We start from the raw sequence: 12,449 nt of genomic DNA, 5'->3' as shown, positions 1-12,449 counted from the left end.
TCGTCGCCCCGTGACTGCTGGTTCCTCGTGGAAGGCGCGGCTTGGGCAAATCGGCGTTGTGCTTCCGCAAGTCGCAGCGCCACTAGCGGCCTATGTTCCCGCGGTTCGTACCGGCAATCTGGTCTACACCGCCGGCCAACTGCCCCTCGAAGCGGGAAAGCTAATCCGGACCGGCAAGGTCGGCGCCGACGTTAGCCCGGAAGAGGGCAAAGCGATGGCACGTATCTGCGCACTCAACGCGCTGGCAGCAGTGGATGGACTGGTAGGTCTCGACGCGGTGAGCCAGGTGGTCAAGGTGGTGGGGTTCGTCGCCTCCGCGCCTGGTTTCCACGGTCAGCCCAGCGTGGTCAACGGGGCCTCTGACCTGCTGGCCGACGTGTTCGGCGATTGCGGCTCCCATGCGCGTTCCGCGGTCGGCGTCGCGGAGCTACCGCTGGACGCTCCGGTGGAAGTAGAGCTCATTGTGGAGGTCGGTCAGGGGTCGTGACCGAGACTGACGTGGCGTTGACGCACCCGGCATACGGCAAGTTGCGGGCGGTCACCGACACCGCGTCCGTCCTGTTGGCTGAAAACCCCGGATTGCTCACACTGGAAGGCACCAACACCTGGGTGCTACGCGGTCCTGGCAGTGACGAGTTCGTTGTGGTCGATCCAGGGCCCGACGACGACGAGCACATTGCCCGGATTGCAGCGCTGGGCCGGATAGCGCTGGTGCTGATCAGCCACCGTCACGTCGATCACAGCGCCGGTGTCGACAAACTCGTCGAGAGGACCGGAGCGTCAGTACGCGCCGCGGATCCGCAGTTCCTGCGCGGCAGCGCAGTGACGCTGAGCGACCGCGAGGTGATCGATGCCGCCGGGGTGACGATCACGGTGTTGGCCACCCCTGGCCACACCGCTGACTCGCTTTCTTTTGTGGTAGGCGGCGCCGTTCTGACCGCGGACACCGTGCTTGGCCGCGGCACCACGGTCATCGACAAAGAGGATGGCTGCCTAGCCGACTACTTGGAATCCCTGAAACGGCTGCGTGGCCTCGGAAAGCGCATGGTGCTGCCTGGGCACGGGCCGGAACTGGCCGACATGGAGGCCGTCGCTTCGGGGTACCTCGCGCACCGCAACGAGCGCCTAGAGCAGGTGCGCGCAGCGCTGCGCGATCTAGGCGATCATGCCACCGTCCGCCAAGTCGTCGAACATGTCTACGTCGACGTCGACGAGAGGCTGTGGGACACGGCCGAATGGTCTGTGCAGGCCCAACTGGACTATCTGCGCCGAGATTGACGGCCAGATTGCCGCCACGGTCGTGATCCGTTGAGCAACCACAGCCCTGACGGCAATCTCGGCGCTGGACTCTCAGTACGCCTGGTCTGGTTGTCCGGGACCTCCCCGGGCACTACCTCGCTCGGGGTTGGATGCTCGCTCGGTTGCGCCCGCGCTCCGCGCGCGCTTAGGCCGAATTGCCCAACTCCTCCTCGCCCCGCTATGCGGGCCGCATCGTCGTCGGGCTACCTCGCTCGGGGTTGGATGCTCGCTCGGTTGCGCCCGCGCTCCGCGCGCGCTTAGGCCGAATTGCCCAACTCCTCCTCGCCCCGCTATGCGGGCCGCATCGTCGTCGGGCTACCTCGCTCGGCGGGCCAGCCTCTCGGAGTCGGAGATCAGTACGCTCTTGCCCTCGAGGCGAATCCAGCCGCGGTGAGCGAAATCGGCCAGCGCCTTGTTCACTGTCTCCCGGGAAGCCCCTACGAGCTGGGCGATCTCTTCTTGAGTCAGGTCATGGGTGACCCGCATTGCGCCACCTTCTTGGGTGCCGAAACGCTGGGCGAGTTGCAGCAGTTGCTTGGCTACCCGGCCGGGTACGTCGGTGAAGATCAGGTCGGCCAAGTTGTTGTTGGTGCGCCGCAACCGGCGCGCGAGTACCCGCAGCAGTTGCTCGGCGATTTCCGGACGATCGGCGATCCATGCCCGAAGCGCTTCGCGGTCCATTGACACCGCGCGCACCTCGGTAATCGTCGTTGCGCTGGATGTTCGCGGCCCTGGGTCGAAGATCGATAACTCGCCGAACATGTCCGACGGGCCCATGATGGTGAGCAGGTTTTCCCGGCCGTCCGCCGAGCGACGACCGATCTTGACCTTGCCCGCGACGATGATGTAGAGCCGATCGCCGGGCTCACCTTCAGCAAAAACCGTGTGTCCGCGGGGAAAATCGACCGGCTGCAGTTGCCTGGTCAGGGCGGCGACCGCGCTCGGCTCAACCCCTTGGAAGATTCCTGCCCTCGCCAGGATCTCGTCCACGTTGCCTCTTCAGCTTTCCAACGAAGTGATACTGGCAGACCAACTGCTTGCCAATGACGAGTCTAAAGATAGGCCAATCGACTCGACGTGCCAACGCTACACACGATTCACGTGTCGATTCGCCCCAAACTCCGGATTGGCCCGGGAGTGTCGGTGGAGCCGCGTCGGCAGGCTGGTACCGGCGAGTCCAGCGAGGTCGGTGGCCAGTTGCGCCTCTGCTTCATATCCCCGGACGTGGCCGGGCCGAGGCGGTGAACTCGGCGGCGTGGACTGGGTGAGTCGCTGGGCTTGGCGGCTGTGCAGATACTCGAGTGCCTCGGGCATCCCTTCCCGCGCGATGGTGTGCACGTCGACGGCTTCAGCCTGATCGGGAAGGGCGGCGACGGCGGTGGGCGCGACGGTGTCCCTGGTAAGCATCCGCTCCAAACGCCCCAGTCCGAGCGTCGCCAGAATCAGCAGCCCAGGAACGCAGGCCACCAGCAACCATGACACAAGGAGAGTAAACATTGCCATGGATCAACACCAGGTCTCAGTGAGATCACGAAATCAGTACTCTGTCGTAGGTGACAGCGGCAAAGTCGTCCGGGCGCTCTAAGTCCAAGTCGGCCACTGACGGTGCCGAGGTCGCACCGCGCTGGTCCGCGGAGACCCGAACCGGCTTGGTGCGACGCGCGCGCCGGATGAATCGCACTCTGGCACAGGCATTTCCGCATGTATACTGCGAACTTGACTTCACGTCGCCGCTCGAGTTGGCGGTGGCCACCATTCTTTCGGCACAGAGCACCGACAAACGGGTGAACCTGACGACGCCAGCCTTGTTCGCCCGCTACCGCACGGCTCTGGACTACGCCCAAGCCGATCGCACGGAACTTGAGGGCCTTGTCCGTCCCACGGGTTTCTATCGCAACAAAGCGGCCTCGCTTATCGGTCTCGGGCAAGCCCTTGTCGAACGGTTCAATTCCGAGGTGCCGGCCACGATTGAAGAGCTGGTCACCTTGCCCGGGGTGGGACGTAAGACCGCCAACGTCATCCTCGGGAACGCATTCGGCGTTCCGGGAATCACCGTCGACACGCACTTCGGTCGCCTGGTGCGCCGGTGGCGCTGGACCACCGAAAAGGACCCGGTCAAGGTGGAGCACGCGGTGGGCGAATTGATCGAGAGGAAGGAGTGGACGCTACTGAGCCACCGAGTGATCTTCCACGGTCGGCGGGTGTGCCATGCACGTAAACCGGCATGCGGTGTCTGCGTGCTTGCCAAAGACTGCCCTTCCTTTGGGCTTGGTCCCACCGAACCGCTGCTGGCCGCGCCGCTGGTCCAGGGCCCGGAAACCGAGCACCTGCTGGCGATGGCAGGTCTGTGACATTGGAGTAGCGCGAACGTGGAGCTGGGCTCACGCTGGAGGCGCACAGTGACGCCAGCTGCATGTTCGCGTCGACCTGGGACGAGACGGTGAGCGGCAAGACGCGCTGGACTATCGCGATTCTGGTGATGGCCGCCGCGCTGACAGCGGCGCTGGTGGGTCAGCTGGGCGACGATTCGGCACCCGGCGCTCGAACTACGACACCTGTCGACCGCGAACATCGTGATGCCGACACCCCGCAGGCCCTGGCCGGGCCGCGACAGCGTGCTGGCCTGCCGCCATGTCCCGGTGCGGGCGACGGTCCGGGTCCCGCGGCGCTCCGTGGTGTGGTGGTGGAATGCGCCGCCGACGGTTCGGCCGTTCACGTTGCCCGTGCTTTAGCCGGCCGGCGGGTGGTAATCAATTTGTGGGCGTATTGGTGTACGCCGTGCATCGCGGAACTTCCCGCTATGGCTCAATATCAACAACGGGTGGGTCCCGCGGTGATGGTAGTGACGGTGCATCAGGACGAGAACGAGGCGGCCGCGCTGTTACGGTTGGCAGAACTCGGCGTTCAGCTGCCGACGCTGCAGGATGGGCGCCGTAGGGTGGCCGCAGCACTTCGGGTCGCAAACGTGATGCCCGCGACGGTGGTTCTGCGGGCAGACGGTAGCGTTGCCCAGATCTTGCCGCGGGCTTTCAGTAGTGCCGACGAGATCGCGGCTGCAGTCGGGGGCGAGGCGTGATGGGTGCGTGCCCGGCCGCTCGATACCAGACTGGGCAGGTGGACTCAAAAGGCCCGACAAGGAGGCGCCGATGAGTGTGGCGGTTTCCTTGACCCCAGACCTGTGCCCGTCGTGGCTGCGCCCCTTGGTCGACAACATCGGTCAGATCCCTGACGCGTACCGGCGTCGGCTGCCCGCTGATGTGCTGGCAATGGTGACTGCCGCGACGGCAGTGTCATCGGCAGCGTCGGTGCGCCGAGACCGGCGCGACGCCGCTGTTCTGGTGCTGTTTTCGGGTCCGCAGTCGGGGCCTCCGGGCGGCGGTGTCCCAGACGATGCTGATTTATTGCTCACCGTCCGGGCCTCGACGTTGCGACATCACGCCGGCCAAGCCGCTTTCCCCGGTGGCGCCTCCGACCCAACTGATGGTGGGCCAGTGGCCACCGCTATGCGCGAGGCGAACGAAGAGACCGGGATCGACCTGTCCAGACTGCATCCGCTGGCCACCATGGAACGAACTTTCATAGCGCCGTCGCGCTTCCACGTGGTCCCTGTGCTTGCGTACTCACCTGATCCCGGTCCGGTGTCTGTCGTCAACGAGGCCGAAACAGCGGTGGTCGCGCGCGTTCCCGTACGCGCCTTTATCAACCCGGAGAACCGGCTCGCGGTGTACCGCCGCACCCTGAGCCGCCGATGGGCCGGGCCAGCGTTCCTGCTGAACCAGATGTTGGTATGGGGATTCACCGGTCAGGTGATTTCCGCGGTGCTCGATGTCGCCGGCTGGGCGCAGCCCTGGGACACCAGCGACGTTCGCGAATTGGACGACGCGATGGAGCAGGTGGGCGAGAGCGGTGCGCAGCGATGAACTCCATGACCCCGTCGCAGTGGCTGGACATCGCTGTCCTGGCGGTCGCCTTCATCGCGGCGATCTCCGGTTGGCGTTCGGGCGCTCTGGGTTCCATGTTGTCGTTCGGTGGGGTGCTGCTGGGGGCAATCGCCGGCGTGCTGCTGGCGCCGCACATCGTCACGCACATCGATGCTCCACGGGCCAAACTCTTTGCCGCCCTGTTTCTGATCCTGGCCCTGGTCGTCGTTGGTGAGGTTGCCGGTGTAGTGCTGGGACGGGCTGTCCGGGGCGCGATCCGCTACCGGCCAATACGCGCGATCGACTCGGTGATCGGGGTCGGGGTGCAGGTGGTGGTCGTGCTGACTGCCGCCTGGCTATTGGCGACACCGCTGACTCAGTCCAAAGACCAGCCCGAGCTGGCTGCCGCGGTTCGGGGTTCACGGGTGCTTGGCCAGGTCAACGAGCTGGCGCCGCCCTGGCTCCAGACGGTGCCCAACCGGCTCTCAGCGTTGCTGAACACCTCGGGACTGCCCGATGTCTTGGAGCCATTCAGTCGCACCCCGGTGATTCCGGTCGCCTCGCCAGACCCCACCCTGGCCAACAGTCCGATGGTGACTGCAACCGAACCAAGCGTTGTCAAGATCCGCAGCCTGGCACCCAGTTGCCAGAAAGTCCTGGAGGGCACCGGTTTCGTCATCTCGCCCGACCGCGTGATGACCAACGCGCACGTGGTCGCCGGATCCAACAGCGTCTCGGTGTATGCGAGCGGCCAGCCGTTTGAGGCCACGGTGGTGTCCTATGACCCGTCGGTCGACATAGCGATCCTGGCCGTCCCGAACCTGCCGCCACCGCCGCTGATCTTCGCGCCGGAGCCGGCGAGAACCGGTGCCGACGTGGTGGTGATGGGCTATCCCGGTGGCGGCAATTTCACCGCTACACCGGCCAGAATTCGCGAGACCATCAGACTCAGCGGTCCCGACATCTATCGGGATCCGCGACCGGTAACCCGCGACGTGTACACCATCAGGGCCAATGTGGAGCAGGGTGATTCGGGCGGGCCGCTCATCGATGTCAACGGTCAGGTGCTTGGTGTGGTGTTCGGCGCGGCCGTTGACGATGCCGAGACGGGCTTCGCGCTGACGGCCGGCGAGGTGGCCAGTCAATTGTCCAATATCGGCGAGACGCAACCGGTGGGCACCGGGGCGTGCGTCAGCTGAGCCGCTGTCCGTGCACCTGTTCAAGAAACCGCGTCAGATGGCGGTTCACTTCGTCCGGGGCCTCTTCGTGGCTGAAATGCCCCGCACCGGCAATAGATATGTAGCGGCCGTGCGGCGCATACCGCTGCGTACGCTCGACCGGGTCGGCCAATACATACGGGTCGGCATCGCCACGTAGGTGCAATATGGGGATGCCGGGGCGTTGGTCCATGGACTTCATGAACCGCCGGCCCTCGTCGCGTAGCTGGCTGCGCACCGCCCAGCGCTGGTACTCGAGTGCGGAGTGTGCGGCCGCCGGAATCTGAATGGCCTGCCGGAGATGCTCGATCGAGTGCGAGAAGTCTTCGGAAGCAATCCATTTAGCGCAGCTTCGGTCACGGACGAGCCGGGCGATCTCGGCTGCGTTGTGCCGGGTTAGCAGACGCTCTGGCCAGATCGGTAGCTGGTAGCGCAGCAACGCCGGCAGCAGTGCGCGGCCCTGATCGCGGCGCGTCAGGGTCGATCGCCGTAGTGCCGCGGGGTGCGGTGAACTGATCAGCGCGATGGCGCGTACCAAGCGCGAATGCAGCAGCGCCGTGGTCCAACAGGCCAGGCCGCCTTCGGCGTGGCCGACCAGTGTGGCCGAGGAATGCCCTAGGGCGCGGATGAGTCCGGCGGTATCGCCGGCCAGCGTCCAGCCATCGTATCCGCGAGGCGGTTTGTCGCTGCCGCCATAGCCCCGCAGGTCGACCGCGACCAGTCGCACACCGGTCAGTCCGCGCAGCTGGTGCCGCCAAGACCACCAGAATGAAGCAAAGCCGTGCAGCAGGATTACCAAAGGCCGCGTGGTGGTGGGCTCGGCAGAAGGCTGGTTGGGGGGGTTAGCCGCGCCGTGGGCATCCGGTATTGCTTCGACAACGTGGAACCGGATGCCGTTGGCGTGCACGTCCAGATGGCGCCATGGCCCGGCAATGCGGGTCATCGACGGGTCTGGTGCTGCCATTTACCAGCCTGAGGGATCGGCGGGAGGGGTGCCGGCCGACGTGATGGACTTGTGAGCTCCGTCGGCGGCCTTGTCATGGCCAGGGGTGAATGCGCTGCGCGCCTCTTTGACTGACTCGATGGTTTGCTGCGGTCCGCGGATCCGGCGGACCTTCAAGAAGCCCAATAAGGCCAGCACCGCGGTGACCATGACCATCACGGCGAACACGATCAGGAATGCCACCCACCGCCATATCCACGTGTCGAGCAGCTCGGCGAGGAAAAAGAAGAAAAAGAAGGTGGAGTAGAACAAGACCACCAGCGCGGCGATGAAGAAGATGCTGCCGGTCAAACCCTTTTTGACGTCGCGAGTGATCTCGGCGCGAGCCAGTTCGACTTCGGCCCGCACCAGTGTCGACACCTGAGTTGTCGCATCTTTGATCAGGTCACCAATCGACGGATCAGCGGGCCTGGCGTGTGGGTCGGCCAACGGAATGGTGGTCAGGGTGCTGGGCACACCGCTGTTGCGATCAGCCTTGCTCACAGAGCGTTCCTCTCCGGTTCGATTACCTGGCTCCTTCGTGGGCCCCAGTCTGCCCGCGTCGTCGCCAAGCCTCTTCGCTGTCGTCGCGGTTCATGTTGCCATGTGGTGCGGTACCGAACGAGGGCAGCCGAACACCACACAGAGACCGAACACCGATCAGGCGGCGTCCGCCCGGCGCACGGTCACCAGAGTCCCGCGCCGAGCAACCGTTGCCCCAATCGATGATGTGGGACCGATAGCCAAGGCTCAGCCCGCAAGTGCCTCGGCTCGGCGCGTCGCAACGGTCGTCGCGTAGCTGTCGTCGCAGCTAGAGGCGACCCGCGGCGAAGTCCACCCCCTGGTCAACCACGCCATTGACGTACGCAAGCGCGGTGTGCAGAGCGAAATCCAGTCCGTCAGAGCAGACTGCGTCATTGGGAACGCATAGCTGGATGGTCTTGTCCGCATACAGCGGGCCGACGACGACCGGCGGCTCGTGGAGGAAGTTCATCGCCCGGGCATTTGGTGCTCCGAATAAGACGACTGCGGCGACGTGGTCGGCCACCTCGGGCTGCAGCGGTCTCGGTACGGTCGCCGGGTCGATACCCATGGGTACCGCATCGGACGTGACGAAACCCATTACCGCGGCGCCTTGCGAGTATCCACCGAGCACCATTTTGGTGTCGGGGCATTGCTCCGCCATGGAGACGACATGAGCGCCGGCGTCTCTAATGCCGTCGACGCCCGTCGGCCAATCGTCGCTCGCAGGGTAGTTGACCGCGTAAGAGCCGACGGACCCGCCAACGCGTGAGCGCAGTTTGTCGACGAACGCCTGTCCGATTTCGCCCATCCCCGGAGGCTCACCGGTTCCGCGGGCAAACACCACCTCGGAGTCCGGGCAAGGTTCGGCAAATGCGGACGGGAGAGGTACACCAAACAATGCTGAAGTCGCGATGACCGCAGTTACCAGGATTCCGCCGATGTGTCCTTTACTCATGTCCAACCGTTCGGTGACGACTAGTGCCGATTTTAGGGGATGCGGTGGATCTTTCGCAGGAGGAGCGGGCATGTCGGGTCGCCCAAATTCTGCGAATCTGAGACTCCTGGTAATGGGGCCGACCCTCGCCTCGACAATCGCATCGCCTGCGCGCGGTCGCCACCGCTCATGAACCGAGTCAAGGTGTCGATTCCCTTGATTAAGAAGGGAATCAAGACGGCACTGCGACGACACCGCCTCCTGGCCGCGCTAACGTGGGGCTGGGGCGGCCCGGCCGACTAGACTGGCGCAACCACCCAGCGGCGTCGTGCCAATCTTGACGGGAGTCTTGCTTTGCGGATGGCACACCGATACTTTGCCTCGGCAATCGTGGCCGCGCTGTTTGCCCTGGTGTGCCTCCCGGTGCCTAGCGCGGCCGCCGACCCTAAGGTCGTCATGGGTGGGGGTGCGCCCATCGTCATTGACGGGGAAACGATGTGCACTTTAACCGCGATCGGCACCGACAGGTCCGGCGAGATGATTGGTTTCACGTCCGCACACTGCGGGGGACCAGGGGCCGAAGTCGCCTCAGAGAGCGCCGAAAGCGCCGGGCCGCTGGGCGTGATGGTTGCTGGTAACGACAACCTCGACTACGCCGTAATCAGGTTCGATCCGGCCAAGGTGACCCCGGTGGCCAACTACGACGGCTTTGTCATCAACGGCATCGGGCCGGATCCAACTTTCGGCCAGATCGCCTGCAAACAGGGACGTACGACCGGCAACTCGTGCGGCGTCACCTGGGGTCCGGGCCAAGACCCCGGCACCATCGTCATGCAGGTCTGCGGCGGCCCTGGCGACTCCGGGGCGCCGGTGACTGTCAACAACCTGTTGGTCGGGATGATCCACGGCGCTTTCAGCGATGACTTGCCTAGTTGCATCACCAAATACATCCCGTTGCATACCCCGGCGGTGGTGGTGTCGATCAATGCGGCCTTGGCCGACATCAACGAGAAAGACCGGCCGGGGGCCGGGTTTGTGCCAGTACCGGCGTGAGCCGGCTCAATGTAATGCGTTGCGATGTAATGCGTTGCGCCCTCAAGACCGTCGCACTACTTCGCGGCCCGGATCGCGTCGAACACTCCTGGGTCGAGCAGCGTCGAGGTGTCACCGAGCTCGCGGTTTTCGGCGACGTCACGGAGCAGTCTGCGCATGATCTTGCCGCTGCGAGTCTTGGGTAGTTCGGGAACCACATGGACCTCGCGCGGCCTGGCGATCGGCGAGATCACCCGAGCAACTTCGGCACGAAGCTCCGTGCTCGTGCCGTCGTGCGCGGTGTAGTCGGCGCGGAGTACGACGAACGCGCAGATGGCTTGCGTGGTGGTCTCATCAGTGACCCCAACGACCGCCGCCTCGGCCACTGCCTCGTGACCCACGAGCGCCGATTCCACCTCGGCCGTGGAAATCCGGTGCCCTGACACGTTCATCACGTCGTCGATACGACCCAGCACCCAGATGGCGCCGTCGGCGTCGAGGCGGGCGCCATCGCCGGCGAAGTAATATCCTCTGTCTGCGAATTTTGACCAGTAGGCGTAGTGGTAGCGGGCCGGGTCACCCCAGATGCCCCGCAGCATCGATGGCCATGGCTGATCCAGCACCAAATATCCCGTGGTGTGCGTGCCGCCTTCGGTGTCCGGTTCCAGGGGATCGCCATGGTCGTCAACGATCTTGGCCGAGATCCCCGGCAGCGGCGTCATTGCCGAACCGGGTTTGGTGGCGGTAACTCCGGGCAGTGGCGAGATCATCGCCGAGCCGGTCTCGGTCTGCCACCAGGTGTCCACAATCGGGGTGTGACCCGCGCCGATGACGTCGCGGTACCAGCGCCACGCCTGTGGGTTGATCGGCTCGCCGACCGAGCCCAGCAACCGCAGGCTCGACAGGTCGTGGGCGTCGGGAATATCTCGGCCCCACTTCATGAACATGCGAATCAGCGTAGGGGCGGTGTAATAGATTGTGACACCGTACTTTTCGATGATCTGGAAATGGCGGTGCTCGTCGGGTGCGTTGGGAGTGCCCTCGTAGAGAACCTCGGTGATCCCGTTGGACAGCGGGCCGTAGACGCCGTACGTATGGCCGGTCACCCAGCCGATGTCCGCGGTGCACCAGAACACGTCAGTCTCCGGTTTGACGTCGAACACGGTGTGCACCGTGTAGCAGCACTGCGTCAGATAGCCACCGCTGGTGTGGACGATTCCCTTCGGCTTGCCGGTGGTGCCCGACGTGTACAGCAGGAACAGCGGGTGCTCGGCGTCGAACGGCTCGGGGGTGTGTTCGGCTGACGCTGAGTCGACGACGTCGTGCCACCACAGGTCGCGGTCGTCGTCCCAAGACACGTCGATTCCGGTGCGCCGCACGACCAGTACATGCTCGACCGGACTGTCCGGCTCGCCGACTGCCTCATCGGCGGCGTCCTTGAGCGGCGCCGGACTGCCCCGGCGGAACTGACCGTCGCTGGTTATCAGCAGCTTGGCTTGGGCGTCGACGATGCGGGCGTGCAGTGCTGTCGCGGTGAAACCGGCAAAAACCACGCTGTGCATGATTCCCAGCCGCGCGCAGGCCAGCATCGCGATGATCGCCTCAGGGATCAACGGCAGGTAGATCGCGACGCGGTCGCCGGCCACCAGGCCGAGGTTGGTCAGTGCATTGGCCGCCTTGGATACCTCGGCTCGCAATTCGGAATAGGTCAACGTGCGACTGTCGCCGACAGGCTCGCCTTCCCAATGGATGGCGACGCGGTCCCCATTTCCGGCTTCGACATGGCGGTCCACGCAGTTGTAGGCGATGTTGAGCTTGCCGCCGACGAACCACTTGGCGAATGGTGCTTCCGACCAATCAAGCACCTGGGTGAACGGCGTCGCCCAGGACAGCCGACGTGCCCTCTCGGCCCAGAAAGCCATCCGATCCTCCTGCGCTTCGCGGTAGAGCTCGGCGCGAGCATTGGCTTGCTGGACGAATTCCGCAGGTGGCGGATACGAGGACGGGCTCTCGGGAGCCGTCTGGGTCACTGGTTTCTCCTCTGCTGCGCCTCGCTAAGGCGAGTCCATAGTCGGTAGCTGGGCGTCCGGTCGCTAGACGAGCCTAGTGCGGGTCAATCAGCACCGAGCCGCCGACCGGTGAGCACTCTCGCTGCGGGGCTCGGGGCTCGGGGCTCACCGTTAGTGGCAAGCCCGCACGTGGTCGAAGCGAGGACGTGTGGTCGTTTGCTCCACTCTCTGCCCAGAGACCCCTCGGACGGCGCCGGATCCGCGGTGGCCAGCCGCGCGATGATCGCCAGCACACCCAACGCCATGAGCACCGCCCCCACGAGAATCAGTCGGGTACCAGCCGATTTCTCCGGCGGCGACGCAGGGTGGTTGGTGGAGCGGGCGCCAGGTTGCGGACGGCCACGAGAGCGCTGCTTGAGCCCGACGATCAGGAGGATCCATCCCACCGTGGGAACGCCGAGCGCAGCGACCAAATACCCGGTCCGAAAGACGGCGTCGGGTGCTGCGAGGAAGGTGGCGGTCATTGGGGGA

The 12,449-nt window shown here is 64.9% G+C and carries 14 protein-coding genes; 7 read left to right on the top strand and 7 right to left on the bottom strand.

From position 1 onward, the window contains the following. Positions 1–10 precede the first annotated feature (10 nt). Positions 11–487: a RidA family protein gene (locus F6B93_RS21115; RefSeq protein WP_211696820.1), complete on the top strand. Its 477-nt coding sequence runs from the start codon at positions 11–13 to the stop codon at positions 485–487. Further along, positions 484–1,278, top strand: a complete 795-nt coding sequence (locus F6B93_RS21110) for an MBL fold metallo-hydrolase (protein ID WP_211696819.1) — start codon at positions 484–486, stop codon at positions 1,276–1,278. Before F6B93_RS21115 ends, F6B93_RS21110 begins: the two co-directional genes overlap by 4 nt. A 336-nt stretch (positions 1,279–1,614) precedes the next feature. On the opposite strand, the gene crp is transcribed toward F6B93_RS21110, so the two are convergent. Both crp and F6B93_RS21100 read right to left on the bottom strand, forming a co-directional pair. Continuing rightward, positions 1,615–2,289, bottom strand: a complete 675-nt coding sequence (crp, locus tag F6B93_RS21105) for a cAMP-activated global transcriptional regulator CRP (RefSeq protein WP_211696818.1) — start codon at positions 2,287–2,289, stop codon at positions 1,615–1,617. Positions 2,290–2,385: 96 nt separating this feature from the next. Continuing rightward, on the bottom strand, positions 2,386–2,796 hold the full coding sequence (locus F6B93_RS21100) for a hypothetical protein (protein ID WP_211699653.1): 411 nt from the start codon (positions 2,794–2,796) through the stop codon (positions 2,386–2,388). Positions 2,797–2,969: 173 nt separating this feature from the next. On the opposite strand from F6B93_RS21100, the gene nth reads away from it, so the two are divergent. From nth to marP, 4 genes are all read left to right on the top strand, one after another. Beyond that, a complete protein-coding gene (gene nth / locus F6B93_RS21095) occupies positions 2,970–3,650 on the top strand; it encodes an endonuclease III (protein ID WP_211699652.1) in 681 nt (226 codons plus the stop codon). Between the two features lie 62 nt (positions 3,651–3,712). Next, positions 3,713–4,375, top strand: a complete 663-nt coding sequence (locus F6B93_RS21090; protein ID WP_211696817.1) for a TlpA family protein disulfide reductase — start codon at positions 3,713–3,715, stop codon at positions 4,373–4,375. A gap of 70 nt (positions 4,376–4,445) precedes the next feature. After that, complete coding sequence (locus F6B93_RS21085; protein WP_211696816.1) at positions 4,446–5,219, top strand: NUDIX hydrolase; 774 nt, start codon at positions 4,446–4,448, stop codon at positions 5,217–5,219. A 5-nt stretch (positions 5,220–5,224) separates the two neighbouring features. Then, positions 5,225–6,418: an acid resistance serine protease MarP gene (marP, locus tag F6B93_RS21080; protein WP_211699651.1), complete on the top strand. Its 1,194-nt coding sequence runs from the start codon at positions 5,225–5,227 to the stop codon at positions 6,416–6,418. On the opposite strand, the gene F6B93_RS21075 is transcribed toward marP, so the two are convergent. From F6B93_RS21075 to F6B93_RS21065, 3 genes are all read right to left on the bottom strand, one after another. Then, complete coding sequence (locus F6B93_RS21075) at positions 6,411–7,400, bottom strand: alpha/beta fold hydrolase (RefSeq protein WP_211696815.1); 990 nt, start codon at positions 7,398–7,400, stop codon at positions 6,411–6,413. The genes marP and F6B93_RS21075 overlap by 8 nt on opposite strands. After that, positions 7,401–7,922 (bottom strand): phage holin family protein, encoded by a 522-nt coding sequence (locus tag F6B93_RS21070; RefSeq protein ID WP_211696814.1) that lies wholly within the window; start codon positions 7,920–7,922, stop codon positions 7,401–7,403. It abuts the gene before it with no gap. A gap of 307 nt (positions 7,923–8,229) precedes the next feature. Next, positions 8,230–8,898, bottom strand: coding sequence for a cutinase family protein (locus F6B93_RS21065; RefSeq protein WP_211696813.1), 669 nt, complete (start codon positions 8,896–8,898; stop codon positions 8,230–8,232). Between the two features lie 333 nt (positions 8,899–9,231). Between F6B93_RS21065 and F6B93_RS21060 the strand changes: the two genes are divergently transcribed. Then, positions 9,232–9,930, top strand: coding sequence for a S1 family peptidase (locus tag F6B93_RS21060; protein WP_211696812.1), 699 nt, complete (start codon positions 9,232–9,234; stop codon positions 9,928–9,930). Between the two features lie 56 nt (positions 9,931–9,986). Here F6B93_RS21060 and acs read toward each other — a convergent pair whose 3' ends face one another. Both acs and F6B93_RS21050 read right to left on the bottom strand, forming a co-directional pair. Further along, the gene (acs, locus tag F6B93_RS21055; protein ID WP_211696811.1) at positions 9,987–11,939 is read right to left on the bottom strand and encodes an acetate--CoA ligase; all 1,953 of its coding nucleotides are present in this window, start codon (positions 11,937–11,939) and stop codon (positions 9,987–9,989) included. Between the two features lie 83 nt (positions 11,940–12,022). Beyond that, a complete protein-coding gene (locus F6B93_RS21050; RefSeq protein WP_211696810.1) occupies positions 12,023–12,442 on the bottom strand; it encodes a hypothetical protein in 420 nt (139 codons plus the stop codon). Positions 12,443–12,449: the final 7 nt, after the last annotated feature.

The sequence above is a fragment of the Mycobacterium spongiae genome, from assembly GCF_018278905.1.
Classification (GTDB): Bacteria; Actinomycetota; Actinomycetes; order Mycobacteriales; family Mycobacteriaceae; genus Mycobacterium; species Mycobacterium spongiae.
This window is presented reverse-complemented; position numbering and strand designations above follow the sequence as displayed.

Bases quoted from the DNA above. Each gene is read 5' to 3' on its own strand.
- F6B93_RS21050 (WP_211696810.1), bottom strand. From the start codon at position 12,442: ATGACCGCCACCTTCCTCGCAGCACCCGACGCCGTCTTTCGGACCGGG.
- marP (WP_211699651.1), top strand. From the start codon at position 5,225: ATGACCCCGTCGCAGTGGCTGGACATCGCTGTCCTGGCGGTCGCCTTC.
- F6B93_RS21085 (WP_211696816.1), top strand. From the start codon at position 4,446: ATGAGTGTGGCGGTTTCCTTGACCCCAGACCTGTGCCCGTCGTGGCTG.
- F6B93_RS21090 (WP_211696817.1), top strand. From the start codon at position 3,713: ATGTTCGCGTCGACCTGGGACGAGACGGTGAGCGGCAAGACGCGCTGG.
- F6B93_RS21065 (WP_211696813.1), bottom strand. From the start codon at position 8,898: ATGAGTAAAGGACACATCGGCGGAATCCTGGTAACTGCGGTCATCGCG.
- F6B93_RS21075 (WP_211696815.1), bottom strand. From the start codon at position 7,400: ATGGCAGCACCAGACCCGTCGATGACCCGCATTGCCGGGCCATGGCGC.
- F6B93_RS21100 (WP_211699653.1), bottom strand. From the start codon at position 2,796: ATGTTTACTCTCCTTGTGTCATGGTTGCTGGTGGCCTGCGTTCCTGGG.
- nth (WP_211699652.1), top strand. From the start codon at position 2,970: ATGAATCGCACTCTGGCACAGGCATTTCCGCATGTATACTGCGAACTT.